Here is a 24,888-nt window from a genome sequence, read left to right as displayed (position 1 = left end):
ATGGGAACAGGCGCGCGATTTACCTCAACTCGGTGCGCCGCGGGCGAGCCTAGCCCGACCGGCTCAACGCCCGTGTCATATTCGGCGACCGCCTGACACCACCCCGGCACCAGGAGTACGCTCGGCCCCATTCGTACGTTCGGCATCCGTTCGAACACGTTGGGTCATGGCGTACGGGTATACGAAAACCGGCTCACCCCGAGGGATGAGCCGGTTTTCGTGTCGTCGGGCGAGGTGCCGGTCAGCCCACCGACGAGTAGGCCACCACGCCCCGCAGCAGCTGGTCGACGGCCTTCCGCGCGGCCTTGGCCACGGTCGAGCCGTCCGCGGGCGCCGCCGCGGAGATCTGCCCCAGCACATCGATGACCTGCTTGCACCAGCGCACGAAGTCGCCCGCCGGCATCTCCGCCTCGCGCAGCACCTCGTCCAGGCCCTTGCCCGACGCCCACATGTAGGCGGCCCAGGCGAAGCCCAGGTCCGGCTCGCGCTGGCCGACACCCTCGGTCTGGTTGATCCGGAACTCCTCCTCCAGACCGTCCAGCCGGCCCCAGATCCGCACCATCTCCCCCAGCGCGGCCTTCGCCTTGCCGGAGGGCAGCTTGGGCGCCAGCGCGTCGTCGCCCACCCGGGCCTCGTACACCAGCGCCGAGACGCAGGCGGCCAGTTCGGCGGGCGCCAGCCCCTCCCAGACGCCTTCGCGCAGGCACTCGCTGGCCAGCAGGTCAAGTTCGCCGTACAGCCGCGCCAGCCGCCGGCCGTGCTCGGTGACCTCGCTGCCGCGCAGGTAGTCCAGCTCGGTCAGCAGGGCGACGATCCGGTCGAAGGTCCGCGCGATGGTGTTCGTGCGGCCCTCGATCCGGCGCTCCAGCTGCGAGGTGTCCCGGAGCAGCCGGTGGTAGCGCTCGGCCCAGCGGGCGTGGTCCTCCCGCTCGTTGCAGCCGTGGCAGGGGTGGGCGCGGATCGCGGTGCGCAGCCGGGCGATCTCCCGGTCGTCGGCGGCCTGCGAGCGCTTCTTGCGGGCCCGCTCCGGCGGGATGTGCCCGGCCTTGGTGCGCAGCGCGGAGGCGAGGTCCCGGCGCGACTGCGGCGAGCGCGGGTTGAAGGACTTCGGGATCCGCATCCGGTCCAGCGGCTCGACCGGCACCGGGAAGTCCATCGACGCCAGCCGCTTGACCTGCCGTTCGGCGGTCAGCACCAGCGGGCGCGGCCCGTCCTGGTGGTCGAACCCGCGGTGCCCGTTGGAACGGCCGGCCGGCAGCCCCGGGTCCAGCACCAGCGCGAGGCCCGCGTACTTACCCGTCGGCACGTGGATGACGTCGCCCGGCCGCAGCTTCTCCAGGGCGACGGCGGCCTCGGCGCGGCGCTGGTGGGCGCCCTGCCGGGCCAGTTCGGTCTCCCGGTCCTTCAGCTCCCGGCGCAGCCGCGCGTACTCCTCGAAGTCGCCGAGGTGGCAGGTCATGGAGGCCTTGTAGCCGGCCAGCCCCTCCTCGTTGCGCTGCACCTGCCGGGAGATCCCGACCACCGAACGGTCCGCCTGGAACTGCGCGAAGGACGTCTCCAGCAGTTCCCGGGAGCGGTGCCGGCCGAACTGCTCGACCAGGTTGACCGCCATGTTGTACGACGGCCGGAAGCTGGAGCGCAGCGGGTAGGTACGGGTGCCCGCGAGCCCGGCCAGGTGCTCGGGGCTCATGGCGCGCTGCCACAGCACGACGGCGTGGCCCTCGACGTCGATGCCCCGGCGGCCGGCCCGCCCGGTCAGCTGGGTGTACTCGCCCGGCGTGATGTCGGCGTGCTGCTCGCCGTTCCACTTGACGAGCTTCTCCAGGACCACCGAGCGGGCGGGCATGTTGATGCCGAGCGCGAGGGTCTCGGTCGCGAACACGGCCTTGACCAGGCCGCGCACGAACAGTTCCTCCACGACCTCCTTGAAGGTCGGCAGCATGCCCGCGTGGTGGGCGGCGATGCCCCGCTCCAGGCCCTCCAGCCACTCGTAGTAGCCGAGGACGTGCAGGTCCTCCTGGGCGATGTGGGCGGTGCGCTCCTCGACCAGGGCGCGGACCTGTTCGCGCGCCTCCTCGTCGTTGAGCCGCAGGCCCGCGTACAGGCACTGCTGGACGGCGGCCTCGCAGCCGGCGCGGCTGAAGATGAAGGTGATCGCGGGCAGCAGGCCCTCGGCGTCCAGCCGCTCGATGACCTCGGGCCGGCCCGGCGTCCACACCCGCGAGCGCTGCCTGCGCTCGCGCTCCCGGTCGGCCTCCCGCATGGCCCGGCCCCGGCGCCGGTCCTGGTACGACGGCCGGGTCGCCTCCATCCGGGCGAGGCGCACCAGATCGGGGTTGACGGCCTTCTTGTGGCCCTCGCCCTCCTCGAACAGGTCGTATATCCGGCGTCCGGCGAGCACGTGCTGGAACAGCGGCACGGGCCGGTGCTCGGAGACGATCACCTCGGTGTCGCCGCGGACGGTGTCCAGCCAGTCGCCGAACTCCTCCGCGTTGGACACGGTCGCCGACAGGGACACCAGGGTCACCGAGGCGGGCAGATGGATGATCACCTCCTCCCAGACGGCGCCGCGGAAGCGGTCGGAGAGGTAGTGCACCTCGTCCATGACCACGTACCCGAGGCCCAGGAGCGTCTGCGAGCCCGCGTACAGCATGTTCCTGAGCACCTCGGTGGTCATCACGACCACCGGGGCGTCGGAGTTGACGCTGTTGTCGCCGGTGAGCAGGCCCACCTTGTCGGCGCCGTAGCGGCGGCTCAGATCGGCGTACTTCTGGTTCGACAGCGCCTTGATGGGCGTCGTGTAGAAGCACTTCTTGCCCTGGAGCAGGGCGAGGTGGACGGCGAACTCGCCCACGATCGTCTTGCCCGAGCCGGTGGGGGCGGCCACCAGTACGCCCTTGCCGGCTTCGAGTGCCTGGCAGGCCTCGATCTGGAAGGGGTCGAGGCCGAAGTCGTACATCTCGCGGAAGGACGCGAGCGCGGTGGCCTGCTCGGCTGCCCGCCTGCGGGCTGCCGCGTACCGCTCGGCCGGTGAGAGGTCCTCTGTCATCGTGCTTTCGAGCGTACCGGGCCCCACCGACAACAGGACGATCATTATCCGGAACGTGCGCTGATCAGCACACCCGCTCGGCACCGGACCGGACAGCGGGCCGGACACCGGGCCCGGACGGACGGCTGCCCCCGGCCCGGGAGGGTCTCCCGGGCCGGGGGCAGCGCGTCTCGCCCCTGTGTGTGGGTCAGGTCACGTCGTCGTAGCCGTTGACCCGGTCGGACGCCGGCGGCTCGGGAGCGCCGCTCGCGCTCACGGACTCCACCTCGCCGATCTCCTCGGGCGTCAGGTCCAGCACCGACGCCTCGTCGTCCGACAGCCCGTCGTCCGCGCGGCGGGCCCGGCGCCGGTCGTTGATCAGCGAGAAGGCCACCGCGATGAAGAACAGGGCCCAGATCGGCGCCGCCAGCGCCAGCATCGACATCGGGTCGGCACCGGGCGTGGCCACCGCCGCGAAGGCGGCGATGCCGACGACCATGCCGCGCCACCAGCCGAGCATCCGCCGTCCGGTCAGGATGCCCGTCAGGTTCAGCATGACCAGCAGCAACGGCATCTCGAAGGCGAGGCCGAAGACCACCACCATGCGGGTGACCAGGTCGAGCAGCTTGTCCAGCGACAGCAGGTTCTCCACCCCGCTGGGGGTGAGGTCGATCATCACCCGCGCCGTGATGGGCAGCACGTGGTAGGCGAGGAAGCCGCCGCCGAGGAACAGCGGCACGCCGAAGCCGACGAACGCGTACGCGTACTTCTTCTCGTGCCGGTGCAGGCCCGGCGCGACGAACGCCCACAGCTGGTAGAGCCAGACCGGGGACGCCAGCACGACACCCGCGGTCAGCGAGGCCTTCAGTGCCAGCGTGAACGGCCCCAGCAGATCACCGATCGTGATGTGCGCGCAGTGGGTGTTGTCGTTCGCCTTCGCCAGCTCGCCGAAGGACTGGTGACAACCCACCGAGCGCAGCAACGGCGCGGTGATCAGGTCGATGATGTCCTTGTAGAAGAAGGCGGACACGATCGTGACGACGACGATCGCCAGGACGGCCTTCGTGAGCCGGTTGCGCAGCTCACGCAAGTGATCCGCGAGTGGCATGCGCCCCTCGGGATCCCTCTCCTTCTTGCGGGCGGACTTGGGCAACCCACATCCTCATCTCGTGCAGCGGACCGGGCCCCGGTCCTCGCGTCAGCGCTGGGCGGAGTCGGTCGGCTCGTTGACCGGGCGGGAGCTGGTCACGTCGCCGGGCGCCGCCTGGATGGTACGAGCGGGGGCCGGCTCGTCGGCGGTCGACTGGGCGGTGGTGGCCGACTGCTTGTTGCCGCCGTCGTCCTTCATCGCCTTGGCCTCGCTCTTCAGGATGCGCGCGGACTTGCCGAGGGACCGGGCCATGTCCGGAAGCTTCTTGGAACCGAACACGAGGACGATGACCAGAACCAGGAGCACCAGGTGCCACGGCTCAAGTGCGTTGCGGAACATAAGTCTTCACCTTCTCACTGAGGCGGGGCGACGGGGCTTGTCCGACTGATCGGACAGTTGTCCGACCATCGTGCCGGCAGCGATCGTATCGCCCGGGGGTGAACGTGGGACACTCCCCGTGCGTACTCCCACTCTGCGGACCGCGCCTCGATCTCCGGGCCGCGACCAGCAGCGTACCTGCCCGAAGCGGCTAGGTGACAGGGCGAAGTGACCCAAAGTGCATCACAGGACGACATCACAGGGCGTCCGCGGCCCGTGCCGCGCTCATCGCCGACCGTTCCAGGTCCTCGGCTGCCCGGTTGATCCGCCGCGCGGAGTCGGTGACCTGCCGCCCGAGGCGCCGCGCCTCCACGAACACCCGGACGGCGAGCACTCCCAGGACGGCGAGGCCCAGGAATCCCAGGGCTACCGCGAACATCGGCCAGAACATGGGGTCGAGCCTAGACCGTCCGGCGGCCCGGAGCGCAGCCGGCTACACCGTGGAGTGGAGGCGCAGGGTCCGCACTCCGCCGCCGGTGAGCAGTTCGACGATGCGCTCGCCGGCCGGCTTGCGGACCGCGGCGCCGCACTCGGGGCAGGTGAAGGAGTAGAACGTGGTGCGGTGGCTCGCCCCGATGGCGAGGCGCAGCGCGCTCGCGGCCAGCTCGAACCGGCCCCGGCAGTCCGGGCAGCCCGCCCGGAACACCACGGGGCTCACTCTCCGCATCCCCGCGAAGGCGGTGGCCACCGTCATCTCGCTCGCACCGGACACCGCAGACTCGCTCACACCCACCACTCCTTCTCCGCCGGTCGTCGTCCCGGTCGTGCCGCCGGCCGGCCCGCCGGTCGCTCCGCCGCCGGTCACTCCGCCCCCGCTCACCGCGCCCGCCGCACGGCCGCCCGGCTGCCCCGGGGCCCGCGCCGATCCCGGCATAACGGGCGGGCGGGGCCCGTCGCCCGGCGCCTCACCGCCGCCCCTCGACGGTGTCCCCCGCCGCGTCCGGCGTGCCGTCGTACGCCGCCAGCGCCTCGCGGGCCGCGCGGCGGGCGCTCTCGGCCAGCTCGGGCGGGGAGACGATCCGGCCGTCGCCGCCCAGCCGCAGCGCGAGCCGGCGCAGGGAGGCCGGGTCGGGGGTGCGCAGCGTGATGCGCAGCCCGCCGTCGGGCAGCTCCTCGGCGCTGTCGTGCGGGTAGTACTCGGCGACCCAGCGGCCGCCCGGGCCGACCTCGACCACCACCTCGGGGTCCTCGGCGGCCGGCTGGACCAGCCCCTCGGACAGGTCCCGCAGCTCCACCTCGGGCGGGGCGGCGGGCTCGTCCAGGACGCGGATCTCGGCGACCCGGTCGAGGCGGAAGGTGCGCCGGGCCTCCGAGCGGCGGCACCAGGCCTCCACATAGGTGTGCCCGACGCTGACCAGCCGGATCGGGTCGATCTCGCGCTCGGTGACCTCGTCACGGGCCGGCGAGTAGTAGCGGATCCACAGCCGGCGGCGGTCGGAGATGGCCCGGTCGACGTCCGCGAAGACACCGCCCTCGGACTCGAAGGTCACCGACAGCCGGGAGCTGGCGCCCGCCGCCTCGCCCGCCGCCGTCTCCACCTTGGCGGTGGCGCGCAGCAGGGCCTGCCGGTCGCCCTCCCGCAGCCCGGGCAGCGTGGCGACCGCGCGGGCCGCCACCAGCAGGGCGGTGGCCTCGTCGGCGGCCAGCCGCAGCGGCTCGGCGGCGTCCTCGCCGAGCGCGGCCGGGTTGTGCCACCAGATGCGCTCGCCGTCGGTGTCGATGTCCAGGAGGTCGCCGCCGCGGAAACTGGTCCCGCACATGGGCAGCAGATCCAGGTCGGCGACCAGCTCGTCCTCCGTGATCCCGAAGGCCCGGGCCACATCGGCGATCCGGGCACCGGGGCGCTCCCGCAGATACGTCACCAAGGAGAGCATCCGCCGGGTCTGGTCGATGGCGTTCACGGCCCTGGCCGGTTTGCCTGCCACGTCCTGCTCCCCCTCAGCCCTTGGCCACGGCACGCAGCCGGTCCACCACATCGGCCCGCAGCTCGGCGGGCTCCACGACCACCACGTCCGGGCCGAACTCCACCAGCCAGGCGTCCAGGCCGTGCCCGTAGGGGATCTCCAGCTCGTCCCAGCCGTCGCCCAGCTCCCGCACCTTGACGGCCTTCGCCCGCAGCGGGTAGCCGGCTCCGGAGCGCAGCCGGATCAGCGCCGAGCGGTCGGCGGTCTCGCCGGCCCAGCCCGCCACCGTCTCCCGCACGGTGACCACGTCGGGCACGGGCGCGGTGAAGCCCGTACCGCGCGAGCGCACCTTGCCGGTGATCCGGGACAGCCGGAAGACCCGCTCGGCGCCCCGGTCGCGGTCGAAACCGGCCAGGTACCAGTGGCCGCGCCAGCACTCCAGCGCCCACGGCTCGACATGCCGGGGCTCGGGGCGGGCGGCGGTGGCCTTGCGGTAGTCGAACACCACCGGCCGGCGGTCGCGGCAGGCCAGCATCAGCGGTTCGAACGCGGCCTCGTGCACCGGGATGCGCGGCTCCAGCGCGCCGTGCGCCTCGTACGGATCGACCTCCTCGGGCAGCCCGGCGGCACGCAGCTTCTGCAGGGCGCCGCTGGCGGCACCCGCGAGCCGGGCCTGCTGCCACACCTTGGCGGCCAGGCCCAGGGCGGCGGCCTCCTCGGCGTCCAGGGTGATGGGCGGCAGCCGGTTGCTGTCCCGGCGGGCGAGATACCCGACCTCGCCGTCGATGTTCTCGACGGTCTCGATCACCAGGCCCAGCTCGCGCAGATCGTCCTTGTCGCGCTCGAACATCCGGTTGAAGGAGTCGTCGCTGCTCACCCCGGCCCGGTCCGGGCGCGCGGCCTCGACGTATGCCTCGATGGAATCGCGCAGCTCACGCTTGCTGAGCGGACGCCGTGCGCCGAGCAGACACAGCGCGAGGTTCATCAGCCGCTCGGCCTTGGCAATGGCCATCGACGCCCTTCGCCTTCCCTGTTGTGCTTCCGGTCGTTGACCGTACCGCTCCCGGGCGCGGTGGCAAAAGCCGAGGGCCCATGCCCGGACAGGCATGGGCCCCAGACGGTCGGATCCGGTCGGACACGGCCGATGGCTCGGGGTGGCTCAGACGGCGAGCAGGTCCACCACGAAGATCAGCGTCTCGCCCGGCTTGATCGCCGGGGTCGGGCTCTGGTCGCCGTAGGCGAGGTGGGCCGGAATGGTCAGCTGGCGACGGCCGCCGACCTTCATGCCCTGCACGCCCCGGTCCCAGCCCGCGATGACCCGGCCGCCGCCCAGCGGGAAGCGGAACGGGGTGCCGCGGTTCCAGCTGGCGTCGAACTCCTCGCCGGTGCTGAAGGCGACACCGACGTAGTGCACGGTGACGGTCTGGCCCGCCTTCGCGACCTCTCCGTCGCCCTCCCAGATGTCCTTGATCTCAAGGTCCGCCGGGGCCTGGCCCTCGGGAAAGTCGATCTCGGGCTTCTCGATGTTCACGTCAAAAGCTCCTGCGTAGGTACGACACGAAACCCCGCCAGTCTTTCATCCCCACGGGACCACCGCCCGCCACGGACACCCCCGCTACATGGCGGCCAGGATGTCCACCGTGAACACCAGCGTCGCGCCCTTGCCGATCGGGCCCCCGCTCGGCGGGTTGTCCCCGTAGCCCAGCTGCGGCGGCACCACGACGAGCACCCGGCTGCCCACCTTCTTCCCGGTCAGCCCCTGCGCCAGCCCCTTCACCGTCTGCTGCATCTGCGACAGCGAGAACTGGCTGAGCCGGCCCGAGCCGTAGGTCCGCTGGAACGTCTTGCCGCCGTCCCACACCAGCCCCTGGAACTGGCACAGCACCGTCTGGTCCGCCTTCAGCTCCGGGCCGTCGCCCTCCAGCACATAGGCCGACACCAGCTTGTCCGGCGCGGCGGTGTGCGGCACCACGACCGTGGGCACCGCCCCATCGGTGTTGGTGCCCACCCTCGGCAGCGCGTGATCGTTCTGCGGCACGGCCCTGCCGCGCGCCGAACTCTTCGAGTTGAACGAATCGATCAGATCGACCACGAAGACCAGCGTGTCGGTACCCTTGATCCCCGCCTGCGGATCCCCCGACTTGCCGTAACCCCAGGTCGGCGGCACCGCGATCTGCACCCGGCTACCCGTCCTCTTCCCGGTCAGCCCATACCGCCAGCCGTCGATCAGGCTCCCCTGCGCCAGCTGCATCACCAGCGGGGCATGCCGGTCGTACGAATTGTCGAACACCTTGCCGGTGTCCCAGATCTGCCCCAGATAGTTCGCCTGGATGAAGTCGTTCTCCGCGACCGCGCGACCCCGGCCCGGAACCACCGTGCGCACCGCGAGGTTCTTCGACGGATCGCCCGTCCCCTTCGCCACGGTCGGCTTCTCACCGAACCGCTTGCCCGCCGTGATCGGCGGCAGCGGCCCGTCCACGATCTTCGGCGGCGGAGGCGCGCTCGGCGCCGACGGCGACGGCGACACCCCCGCGTCACTGTGACCGGACGAGCCGCCACACCCGGCGAGCGTGACCAGACCTGCGGGAACGGCGGCGAGAAGAAGTGAACGTCGGCGCACGGAAGAGCCTCGTAATCGGTCGGACTTGCGGATGACGTGCGCGCAACTCTACGACCGAGAAGGGCGCCGCACCCGAAAGGTACGGCGCCCGTGTGGCGTTCCGGCACACACCACCGGACACACCACCTCACCCGATGTCCGCCTACATTCCGGCGATCAGCTTCTCCACCCGGTCGTCCACCGAACGGAACGGGTCCTTGCACAACACCGTGCGCTGCGCCTGGTCATTGAGCTTCAGATGCACCCAGTCCACCGTGAAGTCCCGGCGCTGCTCCTGCGCCCGCCGGATGAAGTCACCGCGCAGCCGCGCCCGAGTCGTCTGCGGCGGAACCGACTTGCCCTCGAAGATCCGCACGTCATTGCAGACCCGCGCCGCCTGCCCCTTCTTCTCCAGCAGGTAGTACAGCCCACGCCGGCGGTGGATGTCGTGGTACGCGAGGTCTATCTGCGCGACCCGCGGATGCGACATCGTCATGTTGTGCTTGGCCCGGTACCGCTCGATGAGCTTGTACTTCATCACCCAGTCGATCTCGGTGGCGATCCGGTCCAGCTCCTCCGTCTCGATCGCCTCCAGCGCCCGGCCCCACAGCTCCAGCACCCGCGCGACCGTCCCGGTACGGATGCCACGGCGGTCGCAGAAGTCCACGGCCTTGTCGAAGTACTCGCGCTGCACCTCCAGCGCCGACGCCTCCCGGCCACTGGCCAGCCGCACCTTGCGCCGCCCGGTGATGTCGTGGCTGACCTCCCGGATCGCCCGGATCGGGTTCTCCAGCGTCAGATCCCGCATCACCGTGCCCGCCTCGATCATCCGCAGCACCAGGTCGGTGGCGCCGACCTTCAGCAGCATCGTGGTCTCCGACATGTTCGAGTCGCCCACGATGACATGCAGCCTGCGGTAACGCTCCGCGTCCGCGTGCGGCTCGTCCCGCGTGTTGATGATCGGCCGGGAACGGGTCGTCGCCGACGACACACCCTCCCAGATGTGCTCGGCACGCTGACTCACGCAGTAGACGGCACCCCGCGGCGTCTGCAGCACCTTCCCCGCGCCGCACAGCAACTGCCGCGTGACCAGGAACGGGATCAGAATGTCCGCGAGCCGGGAGAACTCCCCGTGCCGCGCCACCAGATAGTTCTCGTGGCACCCGTAGGAGTTGCCCGCCGAATCGGTGTTGTTCTTGAAGAGGTAGACGTCGCCCGCGATTCCCTCCTCGTGCAGGCGTCGTTCCGCGTCCACCAGGAGTCCCTCGAGAATGCGCTCCCCGGCCTTGTCGTGGGTGACCAGTTCGATCACATTGTCACACTCGGGTGTCGCGTATTCCGGATGTGACCCCACGTCGAGATAGAGCCGGGCGCCGTTTCGCAGAAAGACATTGCTGCTGCGGCCCCATGACACGACACGGCGGAAGAGGTACCGCGCCACCTCGTCAGGCGACAGGCGGCGCTGTCCCCTGAACGTGCACGTGACGCCGTACTCGTTCTCCAGCCCGAAAATGCGGCGGTCCATGAGGGAACATTACGCCCGATCCGTGGAGCTGAAACGGGGTTCGACAGCACGATTTGGATCATTTTCCGATGAAGCCGCAACCACCGCACCCCGCACAGGAGCTGCCAGCACCCGCCCCGTGCCGAGCAACACCAGCAACGACACCGCCCCCGCGACCCCCGGCACCGCGAAACCCCACACCGTGCCACCCGCCTGGACCACCGGCCCCGTCAGACCCGTCCCCACCGACGCACCCACCGTGAACGTCGTCACCAGCCACGAGAACGCCTCCGTCACCGTCCCCCGCGGCGCATGCCGGTCCACCAGGATGAACGCACACGCGATGCACGGCGCCAGGAACACCCCCGACACCACCGACAGCAACACCATCGCCACCGCACCCGGCACCAGCATCAACGGCAGATAACACACCGCCAGAAGCGCCACCAGCACCCGCAGTCGCCGCTCCGGCACTCCCGGCCACTGCCGCGCCCCGTACACCGAACCACCCACCAGCGCACCGAGCCCCAGCCCCGCCATCAACCAGCCGTACACCGCGTCCCCGCCATGACCGTCCGCGTACGACACCGCCGCCACCGTGATGGAACCCAGCGCGATCCCCACGAACAGGAACGCACCCAGCAACGCCAGCAGACCCGGCGAACGCAACGCCCCCAGCCAGTGCGCCTCCCGCGGCGCCGACCGCCACGCCCGCGACGGCGGCGACACCACCACCGACAGCGCCCCCAGCACCCCCAGCACATTCAGCACCAGCAGCGCCGCCCGCGCGTCCCACACCGCCGCGCACACCGTCACCAGCAACGGGCCCAGCGTGAACATCACCTCCTGGGCCACCGCGTCCATCGCGTACGCCGTGTGCACCTGCTCCTCACGGCGCAGCACCGACGGCCACAGCGCCCGCAGCCCGCCCTCCAACGGCGGCGCGCACAGCCCGGACGCCCCCACCGCCACGTACGCCAACGGCAGCGGATCGGTACCCGAGAACGCGAACACCGTCATCGCCACCGCCGCCAGCACCGCCGCCGGCAACTGCACCCGCGGCTGCCCGTACAGATCCACCAGCCGCCCCAGCACCGGCTGGCCCACCGCGTTGGCGACGCCGTAGACGGCCGCCAGAGCGCCCGCCAGGCTGTACGTGCCCCCCGCGGCGCGCACGAACAGCACCAGCGCGATCGCCGCCGTCGCATTGGGCAGCCGGCCCACCAGCGTCCCGGTGAGCAGCCGCAGCGCATGCCGCGCCCGGAGTATCTCCAGATAACCCGTGGCCATTGTCGCGGCGCCTCCCGTGGCTCGCCCCAGGCGCCTCGACGCCCTCAAGTGTTACGTATAACTTCCCCTCTCATACGTACCATGTGCGCAGTTCACGCGTCCAGGTGAAGGAGCAGGCCCCCAGTGGCACGCAGCAGCACGCGCCCGACCAGCCGCGACGTGGCCCAGGCCGCGGGCGTCTCCCAGGCCGCCGTCTCCCTCGTCCTCGGCGACAAATGGCGCGGCCGCGTCTCCGCGGCCACCGCCGAACGCGTCCGCCAGGCCGCCCGCGAACTCGACTACCGGCCCAACCTCGCCGCCCGCAACCTCCGCCTCGGCCGCACCCGCACCGTCCTGCTCGTCGTCCCCGCCCTCACCACCGAGTTCTTCGCCGGCGTCTACACCGGCGCCGCCCGCGTCGCCGCCGAGCACGGCTTCGGCGTCGTCCTCTACCCCTCCCCCGAAGGCATCGGCCCCGCCCGCGACCCCTTCGCCTCCGCCCAGGCGGCCCTCGACGGCGTCCTCGCCTCCTCCATGGCCGCCGACGCCCTCACCGCCATCCGCGGCGACCGACTCCCCCTCGTCATGCTCGACAGCGACCCCGAAGGCAGCCTCGGCGCCGCCACCGTCAACCTCGACATCGCCGACGGCGTCCGCCAGCTCACCGACCACCTGCTGACCCTCGGCCACCGCCGCTTCCTGCACCTCGCCGCCGACGTACCCTCCTGGACCTTCGACGTCCGCGCCCGCGAACTCACCACCCGCCTCGCCGCCGCACCCGACACCGAACTGCGCACGGCCCGGGCCCCCATCTCCATCGAAGGCGCACGAGCCGCCACCGAGACCGCCCTCACCGCCCCCGGCCCCCGGCCCACCGCGATCGTCTGCGACGACGACAAACTCGCCGCCGGCGCCTACAAGGCCGCCCGCCGCCTCGGCCTGCGCATCCCCGACGACATCTCCGTCACCGGCATCGACGACCTCGCCCTCGCCACCGCCCTCGACCCCGAACTCACCACCGTCCGCCTCGACGCCGAACGCTTCGGCGAACAAGGCATGCACGCCCTCCTGGCCGTCCTGGACGGCCGCCGGCCCGACGCCGACGACATCCCCGTCCACCTCGCCGTACGAGGCTCCACAGCGCCCCCGCAGACCCCCTAGAACAGCCGCGTGCCCCGACCGCGACCACGGCCGGGGCACGCACCCACGAAACTGACGAACGACGGACTACTCCGCCTCCGACTCCTCGGCACCCTCCGCACCCGCGGCGGCACCACCCGCCTCCAGCAGACGCGCCAGCTGACCGCCCACGATCCGCTTGAACTTCCGCTTCTGCGGACGCGTACGATCCAGCACCGCCACCTCCAGCCGCTCCGCGGGAATCTCCCGCTCGCTGCCGTTGGTGTCCCGGGACAGCGCCTGCACCGCCAGCTTCAGCGCCTCCGCCAGACTCATCCCGTCCCGGTGCCGCTGGTCCAGGAAGCCACTGATCTGCTCAGCGTTACCACCCACCGCGACCGAACCGTGCTCGTCCACGATCGATCCGTCGTGCGGCAACCGGTAGATCTGATCGCCCTCGGGGGTCTCCCCCACCTCGGCCACCACCAGCTCCACCTCGTACGGCTTCTCCGCCGCCGACGAGAAGATGGTGCCCAGCGTCTGCGCGTACACGTTCGCCAGACCCCGCGCCGTCACATCGTCCCGGTCATAGGTGTAGCCACGCAGATCGGCGTAACGGACACCACCGATGCGCAGATTCTCGTACTCGTTGTACTTACCGGCCGCGGCGAAGCCGATCCGGTCGTAGATCTCGCTGAACTTGTGCAGCGCACGGGACGGGTTCTCGCCGACGAACACAATGCCGTCGGCATACTGCATGACCACCAGACTGCGGCCACGCGCGATGCCCTTGCGGGCGTACTCCGCCCGGTCCGCCATCGCCTGCTGGGGTGAGACATAGAACGGCGTCGACACCGGTTATCCGTCCCTTTCTGTCAGCGTCACTGTGATCACCTTCGAAAACAACCGGACCCGCGCCTACAGCAGGGCCGCCCTGGGACCGTCCGGCTCCTCCAGGCGCCGCTGGAGCACCGCACGCGACAGCTCCGAGGCCTCGTCCTCACTGAGCCGGCGGAAACCGTCCTCGGTGATCACGGTGATGATCGGGTAGATCCGGCGGGCGACATCGGGACCACCGGTCGCCGAGTCGTCGTCGGCCGCGTCGTAGAGGGCTTGGACCACCAGCGTCGTGGCCTGTTCCTCGGCCAGGTCGTCACGGAACAGCTTCTTCATCGCACCACGGGCGAAGACCGAGCCCGAACCCGTCGCCGCGAAGTGGTGCTCCTCCGAGCGGCCGCCCGTGACGTCGTAGGAGAAGATGCGGCCCTTCCCCCGGTCCACGTCGTACCCCGCGAAGAGCGGCACCACGGCCAGGCCCTGCATGGCCATGCCCAGGTTGGAACGGATCATGGTCGACAACCGGTTGGCCTTGCCCTCCAGGGACAGCTGGGCGCCCTCGACCTTCTCGAAGTGCTCCAGCTCCAGCTGGAAGAGCTTGACCATCTCCACGGCGAGACCGGCGGTACCGGCGACACCCACCGCGGAGTACTCGTCCGCCGGGAACACCTTCTCGATGTCCCGCTGGGCGATCACGTTGCCCATCGTCGCCCGGCGGTCACCGGCGAGCACCACGCCCCCGGGGAACGTCACCGCCACGATGGTGGTGCCGTGCGGGGCCTCGATCACCCCCTGGGTCGGCGGCAACTGCCGGTTGCCCGGCAGCAGCTCCGGCTGGTGCTCGGCGACGAAGTCCATGAAAGAGGAAGATCCTGGCGTCAGGAAGGCAGCTGGTAGACGCCCGGTGCCACGAGTATTGGCTTCCACGAGTTTCCTTCCAGATAGGCGGCGGCCCGGCGTACGGCGTCGGGGTCGTCCCCCAACTTGCCGATGGCCGAATTGCAGTTGAAGCACAGTACGCCACGGACCTTACCCGTCTTGTGGCAGTGATCCACATGCGCGGCCGGAGCCTTCAGGCAGATCACGCACAGACCCCGCTGGGAACCGACCATCGCATCGCGCTCCGCTTCGGTGAGTCCGTAGCTGCGCTTGAGATGGCGCTGTCGCCCCTTCACCGCCTTACACGCCTTGCACAAGGTCCCGAGACCGTCCGAGGCGCTGCTGTTGCGGGGCCATTCGCTGTGCGGCTTGATCGCTCCGCAGGTACGGCAGAACTTGTGGCCTTCGGGCGCCCCCACCCGTGGCCGGACGTTCTTCCCCCTGGCCAGCTGACGGTCCTGGTGATAGCGGGCCGCGCACTCGCGGCAATAGGCCTGGAGCCCGTCACGCATCGACTTGTTCCGCGCGAACGCTGCCCGCGGCCGGTACTGCTTGCACCGCGAGCAACGCTTCGCCTCATCTTCGCTTCCCAACCACGACCCCCGGGTGACCTTCATTTCGAAGGTGAAATCTACTCTCCACCCTTTTGAACGAAGCTTCGAACGAAGTCCTCTGCGTTCTCCTCGAGCACATCATCGATTTCGTCCAGGACGGAGTCCACGTCGTCGCTCAGCTTCTCGTGGCGTTCCTTGAGTTCTTCCGAGGACTGGGCGTCCTGCGCCTGCTCCTCGACTTCCTCGGTGGAACGTGTGGCCTTCTGCTGGCCGCCGCCGGTGTCCTTGGTTGCCATAACCCTCACCCCGCTCAGTTAGCCTGCCGATCGGTGATGATCAGACCCTACAAGCCGGGTCCGACATCGGCCCCGCAGTTTCTCCAACGTGCGGGGGCCACTTCGATGATTCCCGGGCGGCGGGATTTCCACCCGCCGCCCGGGGCCGCACCGAGTACCCCCCTGGCCCGCTCATCCGCCCGAGAGGACCCTGACCAGGTCTTCCGCGGTACGGCAGCGGTCCAGTAGCTCCTTGACGTGATTTCGCGTTCCGCGTAGCGGTTCCAGGGTTGGAACGCGCTGGAGGGAGTCGCGGCCGGGGAGGTCGAAGATGACCGAGTCCCAGCTGGCCGCGGCGACGTCGTCCGCGTACTGCTCCAGGCAGCGGCCGCGGAAGTAGGCCCGGGTGTCCTCGGGCGGCTTGGTACGGGCCCTGTCGACCTCGGACTCGTCCAGCAGGCGCTTCATCCGGCCGCGGGCCACCAGGCGGTTGTAGAGGCCCTTCTCGGGGCGTACGTCGGCGTACTGGAGGTCGACCAGGTGCAGCCGGGCGGCGTCCCAGTCGAGGCCGTCGCGGCGGCGGTAGCCCTCCATCAGCTCGCGCTTGGCGACCCAGTCGAGTTCGCCGGCGAGGCTCATGGGGTCGTTCTCCAGCCGGGTGAGGGTGTCCTCCCAGCGGCTGAGGATGTCCTTGGTCTGCTCGTCGGCGTCGGCTCCGTGGCGTTCCTCGACGTATTTGCGGGCCAGCTCGTAGTACTCCATCTGGAGCTGGACGGCGGTGAGGGTGCGGCCGCTGCGGAGGGTGACCAGGCGCTTGAGGGACGGGTCGTGGGAGACCTGGTGCAGGGTGCGGACGGGCTGGTCGACGGCCAGGTCGACGGCGATGAAGCCGTCCTCGATCATGGCGAGGACCAGGGAGGTGGTGCCGAGTTTGAGGTAGGTGGAGATCTCCGAGAGGTTGGCGTCGCCGATGATCACGTGGAGTCGGCGGTACTTCTCGGCGTCCGCGTGGGGTTCGTCGCGGGTGTTGATGATGGGGCGCTTGAGGGTGGTCTCGAGTCCGACCTCGACCTCGAAGTAGTCGGCGCGCTGGCTGAGCTGGAAGCCGTGTTCGTGGCCGTCCTGGCCGATGCCGACGCGGCCGGCGCCGGCGAAGACCTGGCGGGAGACGAAGAACGGCGTCAGGTGGCGCACGATGTCCGAGAACGGGGTCTCGCGCCGCATGAGGTAGTTCTCGTGGGTGCCGTAGGAGGCGCCCTTGTTGTCGGTGTTGTTCTTGTAGAGGTGGATGGGCTGGGCGCCGGGGAGCTGTGCGGCCCGTTCGGCGGCCTCGGCCATGATGCGTTCGCCGGCCTTGTCCCACAGGACTGCGTCGCGGGGGTTGGTGACCTCGGGGGCGCTGTATTCGGGGTGGGCGTGGTCGACGTAGAGCCGGGCGCCGTTGGTGAGGATCACGTTGGCGAGGCCGATGTCCTCGTCGGTGAGCTGGCTGGCGTCGGCGGCATCCCGGGCGAGGTCGAAGCCTCGCGCGTCGCGTAGCGGGTTCTCCTCCTCGAAGTCCCAGCGGGCCCGGCGGGCCCGGTGCATCGCCGCCGCGTAGGCGTTGACGATCTGGGACGAGGTGAGCATGGCGTTCGCGTTGGGGTGGCCGGGGACGGAGATCCCGTACTCCGTCTCGATGCCCATTACTCGCCGTACGGTCATGCGGCCCTCCTTGCCCGGCGGCGCCCTCGGTGATGGGCTCCGCTCACGTACCGCTGGCGCTCCGGTGCGTGTGCGGTGCCCGTGCCCGCACTGCGCGACTCGGCGGTAGGAAAGAGCCTAGAACGCCTTTGCGCTGGTGGGGAGATCATTTGCGTCATTGCCTGCTCCGGTCGTGGCCAGAAAAGCAGTCGGCTGCGGGTACCCGCCGTGGGCACCCGCAGCCGCCCCGCTTTTACAGGTACTGACCGGTGTTCGCCACCGTGTCGATCGAGCGTCCGGTGTCCGCGCCCTGCTTTCCGGTGATGAGGGTGCGGATGTAGACGATCCGTTCGCCCTTCTTTCCGGAGATGCGGGCCCAGTCGTCGGGGTTGGTGGTGTTGGGCAGGTCCTCGTTCTCCTTGAACTCGTCCACGCAGGCCTGGAGGAGGTGGGAGACGCGGAGGCCCTTCTGGTTCTTTTCGAGGAAGTCCTTGATCGCCATTTTCTTGGCGCGGCCCACGATGTTCTCGATCATGGCGCCGGAGTTGAAGTCCTTGAAGTAGAGGACTTCCTTGTCGCCGTTGGCGTAGGTGACTTCCAGGAAGCGGTTTTCCTCGGATTCCGCGTACATCTGCTCGACGGCGGTCTGGATCATGGCCTGGACCGTGGCGTTCTTGTCGCCGCTGTGTTCGTCGAGGTCGTCGGTGTGGAGCGGAAGGCGTTCGGTGAGGTATTTGCCGAAGATGTCCTTGGCGGCTTCGGCGTCGGGGCGCTCGATCTTGATCTTCACGTCGAGGCGGCCGGGGCGCAGGATGGCGGGGTCGATCATGTCCTCGCGGTTGGAGGCGCCGATGACGACCACGTTCTGCAGGCCTTCGACTCCGTCGATCTCGGCGAGCAGCTGGGGGACGATGGTGTTCTCGACGTCGGAGCTGACGCCGGAGCCGCGGGTGCGGAAGAGCGATTCCATCTCGTCGAAGAAGACGATGACGGGGGTGCCGTCGCTGGCCTTCTCGCGGGCTCGCTGGAAGACGAGGCGGATCTGGCGTTCGGTTTCGCCGACGTACTTGTTGAGGAGCTCGGGGCCCTTGATGTTGAGGAAGAAGCTCTTGCCGGCGGCTTGGCCGGTGACTTCGGCGACCTTCTTGGCCAGGCTGTTGGCGACGGCCTTGGCGATGAGGGTCTTGCCGCAACCGGGGGGGCCGTAGAGCAGGACGCCCTTGGGCGGGCGCAGCTCGTGCTCCTTGAAGAGGTCGGGGTAGAGGTACGGCAGTTCGACGGCGTCGCGGATCGCTTCGATCTGGTTGCCGAGGCCGCCGATGGCTTCGTAGCCGATGTCGGGGACTTCTTCGAGGACGAGTTCCTCGACCTCGCTCTTGGGGACGACTTCGTAGACGTATCCGGAGCGGGGTTCGAGCAGGAGTGCGTCGCCGGGTCGGATGGTGACGTCGAGGAGGGGTTCGGCGAGCCGGACCACTCGTTCTTCGTCGGTGTGTCCGAGGACGAGGGCGCGTTCGCCGTCCTCCAGGAGTTCCTTGAGGGTGACGATGTCGCCGACGCGCTCGAACTCCATGGCGTCGACCACGTTGAGCGCTTCGTTGAGCATGACTTCCTGGCCGCGGCGCAGTTCGTCGAGCTCGACGCTGGGGCTGACGTTGACGCGGAGTTTGCGGCCGCCGGTGAAGATGTCGGCGGTGCCGTCCTCGTTGGCTTGCAGGAAGACTCCGAAGCCGGCCGGCGGCTGGGCGAGCCGGTCGACTTCCTCCTTGAGGGCCACGATCTGGTCGCGGGCCTCGCGCAGAGTGTTGGCCAGCCGTTCGTTCTGGGCGGACACGCCGGCCAGGTTGGTCTGCAGCTCGACGATCCGCTCTTCGAGAATCCTCGTGTGTCGCGGAGAGTCGGCGAGCTTGCGTCGCAGGACGGCGATCTCCTGCTCAAGGTAGGCGATCTGCCCGGACGGGTCTTCGGACCCGCGTCCCGGGCGGATGCCGCGGTTCATGTCGTCGTCGTGGGCTGCCACGGTCCTCACCTCCTCCAAGGGGAGCTGGACGCTTCCAGACCCTACCTGGGTGGGTGTCGATTGAAACCCCTAGATCACAAAGACTGTCAAGGTGTGTCGTCGGTCACCCGGCGCACACTCCCTCGCACGGAGGGGATACCCACTCAACGTGATGGGGAAGCAGCTTGTTCCATGGTTGGCGTGGTCGAAACCCTTCGTGGGTGGCCGGAGTTGTCGGCTCCGGCCGGGTCGGGCCCGTCTGCGGGCAGGCCGCAGGGCGCTCGTGCGGTTCTCACGCAGAGCGACGGTGGGGCCTGTCGGTGTCACCGCGGGCTTGGCTGGAAGTGTTCGCCCCGGGTGTGGGGCGTCCTGTCCCTGGTCGAGCGCTCGTACCCGACGGGGCGGGGGTGGAAACCCGGGGGCGGCCGGAGGTGGCGGGTCCGGGGGGCGGGGGTAGGGTCGGGCGTGTTCGACTGCCCCGCCGGGTGGTCCCGGTGGGCCGGGTGTCCGCCGGGGTGTCCGGCGAACCGATGTCAGGAGAGGTGACCGTGCAGCAGGAGGCCCCGGCCGGTGAGGCGCTGGAGGTGTGGATCGACCAGGACCTGTGTACCGGCGACGGGATCTGTGCCCAGTACGCCCCGGAGGTGTTCGAACTGGACATCGACGGTCTGGCCTATGTGAAGGGCGCGGACGACGAGCTGCTCCAGGAGGCGGGGGCGACGGTGCCGGTGCCGCTGCCGTTGCTCACCGATGTGGTGGACTCGGCCAAGGAGTGTCCTGGTGAGTGCATTCATGTGCGCAGGGTTTCGGACAGGGTGGAGGTGTACGGTCCGGACGCGGAGTGACCCGCGTTTTTCGGACGTGGCGTCGTCAGACGCTGTGGACCCCGGCCGGGGTGGTGCGCAGGAAGGCCTTGCCGTTCCAGTGCCATGCGGCCGGGGTTTTCACGTCGGGGCAGCAGCTCGGTACGGCGTCGGAGGAGTAGCCGAGCAGGGTTGCGGTGACGGTTCCGGCGTGGATGGCGAGGTCGGTGACGGTGAGTCGTTCCTTGGGGGCGACGAGGGTGGCGACGACGCGGGGGGTGTGGCCGTCGGCGGCGCGGGTGAGGACGTAGACGCCGTCGGGCGGGGTGCCCATGGCGGAGTCGCAGTGGACGACGGCGGCGGTTTCGGGGCGGCCGTCGCCGTCGAGGTCGCCGGTGGCCTTTCTGGCGACGACGGTCTTCTCGGTTCCGGTTCCGCAGGACAGCGGGAAGGTCACGCCGGCGGTGCCGGGCGGGATGGCCGCGGGGGCGGGGGCCGTGCCGCGGGTGGCGGTGGGCTGGGCGGCGGTGGCGGAGCCGGGCTGGACGAGCGAGGAGAGGGCGACGACGCCGGCGAGGGCGGTGGCCGTCGCGAGCCAGTGGATGGGGCGGGTGTGGGTGTGGGCAAGCTCCGGAACGGCGGATTGCTGCACGAGGAGTGTCTCCTGTGAGGGCTGTGCCGGGGGGTGTGGCCAGCATGGTGCCACACGTCACAGTGCGGGGGAACGGCGGGGTCGGGTTTCCCGGTGGCGGCCGGCCGCGGGGTCGGGCCGCCGGGTGCCGGGGTGTGCCGTGTCAACGGACGGGCGCCGTTGCCGAGTTCCCGGTTGGGTGGGAACTCGGCGACGGCGCCCTTGTGTTGTGCCGGTGCGGGCCGGGTCAGCGGCCGTTGCCGCCGTCGGCGTTGGGTCCGGCGTAGTCCTCGCCGTAGGCGCCCTTGGCGGGGCGGCGGCGGCGCATGGGGGGCTCGACGCCGTCGGCGAGGCGGCGGGCGGTGAGCAGGAAGCCGGTGTGGCCGATCATCCGGTGGTCGGGGCGGACGGCGAGGCCCTCGATGTGCCAGTTGCGGATCATGGTCTCCCAGGCGGTCGGCTCGTTGAAGCAGCCGATCTCGCGGATGGATTCCACGGTCCGGGCGAGCTGGGTGGTGGTGGCCACGTAGCAGCACAGGATGCCGCCGGGGACGAGGGCCTTGGAGACGGCCTCCAGGCATTCCCAGGGGGCGAGCATGTCGAGGATGACACGGTCGACGTCGGTGTCGGACAGGTTGTCCTGGAGGTCGCCGACGGTGAGCTGCCAGGCGGGGTGGGGGCCGCCGAAGTAGCGCTCCACGTTCTGCCGGGCGATCTCGGCGAAGTCTTCGCGGCGCTCGTAGGAGTGCAGCATGCCCTGGTCGCCGATGGCGCGCAGCAGGAAGCTGCTCAGCGAGCCGGAGCCGACGCCGGCCTCCACGACGCGGGCGCCGGGGAAGATGTCGGCGAAGGCGAGGATCTGTCCCGCGTCCTTCGGGTAGACGACGGCTGCCCCGCGGGGCATGGACAGGACGTAGTCGGGGAGCAGGGGGCGCAGCGCGAGGTAGGCGACGTTGCCGGTGGTGCGGACAACGCTGCCCTCGGGAGCGCCGATCAGTTCGTCGTGCGGGAAGGAACCCTTGTGGGTGTGGAAGTTCTTTCCGGCTTCGAGCGTGAACGTGTAGTGGCGGCCCTTGGGGTCGGTCAGCTGAACCTGGTCCCCGACCTTGAAGGGCCCGCGCCTGCGGGCGGCACCGGTCGGTTCGGACATGTGACCAGCCTACCGGGTCCCCGCGGGGGGCTTGACCGGTGTGGCGGGCGGGGGCGGGGTGCGGGTGGTCAGGCGGGCCTGGCCATGGCGCGGACGAAGGCGCGTTCGACGTCCGCGGCGGACAGTACGCCGTAGATCTCGCCGGTCTCCTCGACGACCAGGTATTCGGTGGCGGGGGCGGCGCGCAGGGCGTCGAGGAGTTCCTCGCCGGCCAGTTCGGCGGAGACGCGCATGCCTTCGGTGAGGTCCTGGGCGAGGCTGCTGACGGCGACCCAGGGGCGGCGGTGTTCGGGTACGCCGACGATGGCGGATTCGCGGACCAGGGAGAGGGGGTGGCCGTCGGCGTCGACGACGACCAGGGCGCGGGCGCCGGCGGCGTTGGCGCGGCGCAGGGCTTCGGACAGGGGGGTGTCGGTCTCGACGGGGACGGCTCGCCGGGTGAGGGTGCGGGCGCGTAGTTCGGGCAGGTGTTCGCGCAACCTCGCCATGCGCAGGCTGTTGCCGGCGCCGGTCCAGATGATGGCGGCGAGGATGGCGGCGAGCAGGGCGTCGGTGACGGTGTTCATGCCGCCGGTGTCCTGGTTGCCGCCGCCGAGGGCGCCGGAGGAGTTGACCAGGGGCAGTCCGATGAGGACGGCGACGGCGAGGGCGCGGCCGACCCAGGCGGCGGCGACGGTACCGCTCATGGGTTTGCCGGTGATCTTCCAGACGACGGCGCGGAGCATGCGGCCGCCGTCGAGGGGGAGGCCGGGGAGGAGGTTGAAGATCGCCACGATGAGGTTGGAGACCATCAGGCCGGCGAGGAGGATGCCGGGGACGGTGCCGGGCTGGACGGGTTTCATCGCGAGGTAGAAGACCCCGGCGAGGACGAGGGAGAGCAGCGGGCCGACGAAGGCGAGGACGAACTCGCGGCCGGGGGTCTCGGCTTCCTTCTCGATCTCGGAGACGCCGCCGAAGAACTGGAGCTGGATGCGGCGGACGGGGAGTTTGAAGCGGATCGCGGCGACGGTGTGGGCGAGTTCGTGGACGAGGACGGAGGCGTAGAAGGCGACGGCGAAGAAGAGGGAGACGAGGTAGCGGGCGGCGCCGAGCTGGGGCAGGACGCGGTCGAGCTGGCCGCCGAACACCCAGGTGATCAGTGCGGCCACGAGGAACCAGCTCGGTGCCACGTACACGGGCACGCCGAAGGGGCGTCCCATGAGGATGCCGCCGCCGGGTTCCTTCGGCCGTCGCGGGGGCTCGCCCTTGGCCATGCCGGGTCCGGCGGGGTGCTCGGTGTGGGCGAGGGTGCGGTGGCCGGAGGGGTCGGGGTGCGCGGTGGTGCGGTCCGGGGCGGTGCCGGGCTCGCCCTCGCCGTGGGCGGGGGCGGCTCCGGGCTCGCCGTCGGCTGCCGGGGCAGGTCGGCCCTCCTGGCCGCCGCGGCCGTCCGGCGCCGGGTTCTCCTGGCCGTGGCTCGTGTCGTGCTCGGCTCGGGGGGCGGCGGGGGGCGCGTCCGGGGTGGGGGCGGCGGGCCGGGCTCCGTGGGCCGGGGTCTCGTCGCCGGAGCCGCTCGCGGGGCGGGCGTTGCCGCCGGGGGTGTCGGCGTCCGGGTCGGGGGCGGCGGGGGAAGCGTCCGGGACGGGCCGGGTTTCGGAAGCGGGCCGGGTTTCGGAAGCGGGAGTGTCACCGCCGGGGCCGTCCGCCGGGCGGGCGCCGGCGGCCGGGCCGGGCCTGTCGGGGGAAGCGTCCGGGGCGGGCCGGGTTTCGGGGGCGGGAGTGTCACCGCCGGGGCCGTCCGCCGGGCGGGCGCCGGCGGCCGGGTCGGGGGCCTCGGGGGCGCCCGTGGGCGCGGGGCGGGCGTCGTCCGGCGGCGCCGGGGCCTCGGGGGCGGTCGGCGGGGGCGTTGGACTTGCGGGGTGCTCGGTCGGCTTGTCGTCGCCGGACCGCGGCTGCCCGCTCGCGCCGCTCACGTCCACGGTGTCCCCTCGTTCGAAGCGTCTTCCGCGCCTGCCGGGACGGAAGGGTCTCTGATCGATGGTATGCGGCCGTGGTGGCGCGTTCCGCCCCGGCACCCCTCGAGTTCGCCCGGTGGCCACGGCCCGCGGCTGGGTCACTGTCAGTGGTGGGCCGTATGGTCTGTGGACATGGACACCAGCTTCGAGGAGGCCGGAGCCGCGCCGAGCGCTCCCGGGCCGACGACGGAACCGCCCGCGGCGGAAGCGACCACCGGCGACACCGAGGGCGCCACGGGTGGGGCGGGCGGCGGTGCCGCCGCCGGGCGCGTGGCCGTGGCGCCGGCCTCGCTGTCCCCCTCGCGGGCCGGTGACTTCATGCAGTGTCCGTTGTTGTACCGGTTCCGGGTGATCGACCGGCTGCCGGAGAAGCCGAGCGAGGCGGCGACGCGGGGCACGCTGGTGCACGCGGTGCTTGAGCGGTTGTTCGACGCCCCGGCCGGTGAGCGGACCGCGCCGCGGGCCAAGGCGCTGGTGCCGGGCCAGTGGGACCGGCTGCGCGAGAGCCGCCCGGAGCTGGCGGAGCTGTTCGCGGACGATCCGGACGGGCAGCGCCTCGCGCAGTGGCTGGGTGAGGCGGAGCGGCTGGTGGAGCGCTGGTTCACCCTGGAGGATCCGACGCGCCTGGAGCCGGCCGAGCGGGAGCTGTTCGTGGAGGCCGAGCTGGAGTCGGGGCTCCGGCTGCGCGGCATCATCGACCGGGTGGACGTGGCGCCGACCGGTGAGGTGCGCATCGTCGACTACAAGACGGGCAAGGCGCCGCGGCCGGAGTACGCGGAGAGCGCGCTGTTCCAGATGAAGTTCTACGCCCTGGTGGTCTGGCGGCTGAAGGGCGTGGTGCCGCGCCGGTTGCAGCTGGTGTACCTCGGCAGCGGCGATGTGCTGACGTACGACCCGGCGCCCGCGGATCTGGAGCGGGTCGAGCGCCGGCTGCGCGCGCTGTGGGAGGCGATCCGGCGGGCCACCGAGACCGGTGACTGGCGGCCCCGGCCGACCAAGCTGTGCGGCTGGTGCGATCACCAGGCGCTCTGCCCGGAGTTCGGGGGCACTCCCCCGCCGTATCCGCTGCCGCTGAGGGCGGGCGAAGCCGGTGTGGTGCAGCAGGGCAGAATGGGCGCGGACTAGCGAAGGAGTG

General features: G+C 70.8%; 23 protein-coding genes. 3 read left to right on the top strand and 20 right to left on the bottom strand.

Features of this window, described 5'->3' with window-relative positions:
- Positions 1 to 241 precede the first annotated feature (241 nt).
- The 11 genes from HZZ00_RS09815 to HZZ00_RS09765 all read right to left on the bottom strand — a co-directional run bounded on the left by HZZ00_RS09815 (position 242) and on the right by HZZ00_RS09765 (position 11,853).
- Positions 242 to 3,094, bottom strand: coding sequence for an RNA helicase (locus tag HZZ00_RS09815; RefSeq protein ID WP_180331833.1), 2,853 nt, complete (start codon positions 3,092 to 3,094; stop codon positions 242 to 244).
- 142 nt (positions 3,095 to 3,236) lie between these two features.
- The gene (tatC, locus tag HZZ00_RS09810; RefSeq protein WP_180331832.1) at positions 3,237 to 4,181 is read right to left on the bottom strand and encodes a twin-arginine translocase subunit TatC; all 945 of its coding nucleotides are present in this window, start codon (positions 4,179 to 4,181) and stop codon (positions 3,237 to 3,239) included.
- A 45-nt stretch (positions 4,182 to 4,226) separates the two neighbouring features.
- Positions 4,227 to 4,517: a Sec-independent protein translocase subunit TatA gene (gene tatA, locus HZZ00_RS09805; protein ID WP_180331831.1), complete on the bottom strand. Its 291-nt coding sequence runs from the start codon at positions 4,515 to 4,517 to the stop codon at positions 4,227 to 4,229.
- A gap of 235 nt (positions 4,518 to 4,752) precedes the next feature.
- The gene (locus tag HZZ00_RS09800) at positions 4,753 to 4,947 is read right to left on the bottom strand and encodes a hypothetical protein (protein WP_180331830.1); all 195 of its coding nucleotides are present in this window, start codon (positions 4,945 to 4,947) and stop codon (positions 4,753 to 4,755) included.
- 42 nt (positions 4,948 to 4,989) lie between these two features.
- Positions 4,990 to 5,250 carry a hypothetical protein gene (locus HZZ00_RS09795; RefSeq protein WP_180333442.1) on the bottom strand — a complete coding sequence of 87 codons (261 nt, stop codon included), beginning with the start codon at positions 5,248 to 5,250 and terminating at the stop codon, positions 4,990 to 4,992.
- A 211-nt stretch (positions 5,251 to 5,461) separates the two neighbouring features.
- Complete coding sequence (locus HZZ00_RS09790; protein WP_180331829.1) at positions 5,462 to 6,481, bottom strand: YafY family protein; 1,020 nt, start codon at positions 6,479 to 6,481, stop codon at positions 5,462 to 5,464.
- Between the two features lie 13 nt (positions 6,482 to 6,494).
- A complete protein-coding gene (locus HZZ00_RS09785; protein ID WP_180331828.1) occupies positions 6,495 to 7,472 on the bottom strand; it encodes a YafY family protein in 978 nt (325 codons plus the stop codon).
- A gap of 147 nt (positions 7,473 to 7,619) precedes the next feature.
- Positions 7,620 to 7,991, bottom strand: a complete 372-nt coding sequence (locus tag HZZ00_RS09780) for an FKBP-type peptidyl-prolyl cis-trans isomerase (protein ID WP_180331827.1) — start codon at positions 7,989 to 7,991, stop codon at positions 7,620 to 7,622.
- An 84-nt stretch (positions 7,992 to 8,075) separates the two neighbouring features.
- Complete coding sequence (locus HZZ00_RS09775; protein ID WP_257585725.1) at positions 8,076 to 8,882, bottom strand: FKBP-type peptidyl-prolyl cis-trans isomerase; 807 nt, start codon at positions 8,880 to 8,882, stop codon at positions 8,076 to 8,078.
- A gap of 340 nt (positions 8,883 to 9,222) precedes the next feature.
- Positions 9,223 to 10,584: a Pup--protein ligase gene (pafA, locus tag HZZ00_RS09770; protein WP_070030246.1), complete on the bottom strand. Its 1,362-nt coding sequence runs from the start codon at positions 10,582 to 10,584 to the stop codon at positions 9,223 to 9,225.
- 9 nt (positions 10,585 to 10,593) lie between these two features.
- On the bottom strand, positions 10,594 to 11,853 hold the full coding sequence (locus HZZ00_RS09765) for an MFS transporter (RefSeq protein ID WP_180331825.1): 1,260 nt from the start codon (positions 11,851 to 11,853) through the stop codon (positions 10,594 to 10,596).
- Positions 11,854 to 11,976: 123 nt separating this feature from the next.
- Between HZZ00_RS09765 and HZZ00_RS09760 the strand changes: the two genes are divergently transcribed.
- The gene (locus tag HZZ00_RS09760) at positions 11,977 to 12,993 is read left to right on the top strand and encodes a LacI family DNA-binding transcriptional regulator (RefSeq protein WP_180331824.1); all 1,017 of its coding nucleotides are present in this window, start codon (positions 11,977 to 11,979) and stop codon (positions 12,991 to 12,993) included.
- Positions 12,994 to 13,059: 66 nt separating this feature from the next.
- On the opposite strand, the gene prcA is transcribed toward HZZ00_RS09760, so the two are convergent.
- The 6 genes from prcA to arc all read right to left on the bottom strand — a co-directional run bounded on the left by prcA (position 13,060) and on the right by arc (position 19,199).
- Entirely contained in the window at positions 13,060 to 13,806 is a 747-nt protein-coding gene (prcA, locus tag HZZ00_RS09755) for a proteasome subunit alpha (protein WP_180331823.1), read from the bottom strand.
- A 63-nt stretch (positions 13,807 to 13,869) separates the two neighbouring features.
- Positions 13,870 to 14,715, bottom strand: a complete 846-nt coding sequence (gene prcB, locus HZZ00_RS09750; RefSeq protein ID WP_180331822.1) for a proteasome subunit beta — start codon at positions 14,713 to 14,715, stop codon at positions 13,870 to 13,872.
- Positions 14,667 to 15,284: an endonuclease VII domain-containing protein gene (locus HZZ00_RS09745; protein WP_180331821.1), complete on the bottom strand. Its 618-nt coding sequence runs from the start codon at positions 15,282 to 15,284 to the stop codon at positions 14,667 to 14,669. The genes prcB and HZZ00_RS09745 overlap by 49 nt, the downstream gene beginning before the upstream one ends.
- A gap of 14 nt (positions 15,285 to 15,298) precedes the next feature.
- On the bottom strand, positions 15,299 to 15,517 hold the full coding sequence (locus HZZ00_RS09740) for a ubiquitin-like protein Pup (RefSeq protein WP_180331820.1): 219 nt from the start codon (positions 15,515 to 15,517) through the stop codon (positions 15,299 to 15,301).
- Positions 15,518 to 15,688: 171 nt separating this feature from the next.
- Positions 15,689 to 17,200 (bottom strand): depupylase/deamidase Dop, encoded by a 1,512-nt coding sequence (dop, locus tag HZZ00_RS09735; protein WP_374028520.1) that lies wholly within the window; start codon positions 17,198 to 17,200, stop codon positions 15,689 to 15,691.
- A gap of 232 nt (positions 17,201 to 17,432) precedes the next feature.
- Positions 17,433 to 19,199, bottom strand: coding sequence for a proteasome ATPase (arc, locus tag HZZ00_RS09730; RefSeq protein ID WP_070030254.1), 1,767 nt, complete (start codon positions 19,197 to 19,199; stop codon positions 17,433 to 17,435).
- 521 nt (positions 19,200 to 19,720) lie between these two features.
- Here arc and HZZ00_RS09725 point away from each other — a divergent pair.
- A complete protein-coding gene (locus HZZ00_RS09725) occupies positions 19,721 to 20,023 on the top strand; it encodes a ferredoxin (RefSeq protein WP_180331819.1) in 303 nt (100 codons plus the stop codon).
- A gap of 25 nt (positions 20,024 to 20,048) precedes the next feature.
- On the opposite strand, the gene HZZ00_RS09720 is transcribed toward HZZ00_RS09725, so the two are convergent.
- The 3 genes from HZZ00_RS09720 to HZZ00_RS09710 all read right to left on the bottom strand — a co-directional run bounded on the left by HZZ00_RS09720 (position 20,049) and on the right by HZZ00_RS09710 (position 23,717).
- Positions 20,049 to 20,633 carry a hypothetical protein gene (locus HZZ00_RS09720; protein WP_180331818.1) on the bottom strand — a complete coding sequence of 195 codons (585 nt, stop codon included), beginning with the start codon at positions 20,631 to 20,633 and terminating at the stop codon, positions 20,049 to 20,051.
- A 226-nt stretch (positions 20,634 to 20,859) separates the two neighbouring features.
- Positions 20,860 to 21,762: a tRNA (adenine-N1)-methyltransferase gene (locus HZZ00_RS09715; protein WP_180331817.1), complete on the bottom strand. Its 903-nt coding sequence runs from the start codon at positions 21,760 to 21,762 to the stop codon at positions 20,860 to 20,862.
- A 68-nt stretch (positions 21,763 to 21,830) separates the two neighbouring features.
- Positions 21,831 to 23,717, bottom strand: a complete 1,887-nt coding sequence (locus HZZ00_RS09710) for a site-2 protease family protein (RefSeq protein ID WP_180331816.1) — start codon at positions 23,715 to 23,717, stop codon at positions 21,831 to 21,833.
- Between the two features lie 168 nt (positions 23,718 to 23,885).
- Here HZZ00_RS09710 and HZZ00_RS09705 point away from each other — a divergent pair, with 168 nt between their 5' ends.
- Positions 23,886 to 24,878 (top strand): RecB family exonuclease, encoded by a 993-nt coding sequence (locus HZZ00_RS09705; protein WP_257585723.1) that lies wholly within the window; start codon positions 23,886 to 23,888, stop codon positions 24,876 to 24,878.
- Positions 24,879 to 24,888: the final 10 nt, after the last annotated feature.

The organism is Streptomyces sp. NEAU-sy36 (genome assembly GCF_013423905.1).
Lineage (GTDB): Bacteria > Actinomycetota > Actinomycetes > Streptomycetales > Streptomycetaceae > Streptomyces > Streptomyces misionensis.
The sequence above is the reverse complement of the archived record's forward strand: the minus strand, read 5'-3'. Positions and strand labels throughout refer to the sequence as shown.

Bases quoted from the DNA above. Each gene is read 5' to 3' on its own strand.
- HZZ00_RS09815 (WP_180331833.1), bottom strand. From the start codon at position 3,094: ATGATCGTCCTGTTGTCGGTGGGGCCCGGTACGCTCGAAAGCACGATG.
- tatA (WP_180331831.1), bottom strand. From the start codon at position 4,517: ATGTTCCGCAACGCACTTGAGCCGTGGCACCTGGTGCTCCTGGTTCTG.
- HZZ00_RS09800 (WP_180331830.1), bottom strand. From the start codon at position 4,947: ATGTTCTGGCCGATGTTCGCGGTAGCCCTGGGATTCCTGGGCCTCGCC.
- HZZ00_RS09795 (WP_180333442.1), bottom strand. From the start codon at position 5,250: ATGACGGTGGCCACCGCCTTCGCGGGGATGCGGAGAGTGAGCCCCGTG.
- HZZ00_RS09785 (WP_180331828.1), bottom strand. From the start codon at position 7,472: ATGGCCATTGCCAAGGCCGAGCGGCTGATGAACCTCGCGCTGTGTCTG.
- pafA (WP_070030246.1), bottom strand. From the start codon at position 10,584: ATGGACCGCCGCATTTTCGGGCTGGAGAACGAGTACGGCGTCACGTGC.
- HZZ00_RS09765 (WP_180331825.1), bottom strand. From the start codon at position 11,853: ATGGCCACGGGTTATCTGGAGATACTCCGGGCGCGGCATGCGCTGCGG.
- HZZ00_RS09745 (WP_180331821.1), bottom strand. From the start codon at position 15,284: ATGAAGGTCACCCGGGGGTCGTGGTTGGGAAGCGAAGATGAGGCGAAG.
- HZZ00_RS09740 (WP_180331820.1), bottom strand. From the start codon at position 15,517: ATGGCAACCAAGGACACCGGCGGCGGCCAGCAGAAGGCCACACGTTCC.
- dop (WP_374028520.1), bottom strand. From the start codon at position 17,200: ATGACCGTACGGCGAGTAATGGGCATCGAGACGGAGTACGGGATCTCC.
- HZZ00_RS09715 (WP_180331817.1), bottom strand. From the start codon at position 21,762: ATGTCCGAACCGACCGGTGCCGCCCGCAGGCGCGGGCCCTTCAAGGTC.
- HZZ00_RS09705 (WP_257585723.1), top strand. From the start codon at position 23,886: ATGGACACCAGCTTCGAGGAGGCCGGAGCCGCGCCGAGCGCTCCCGGG.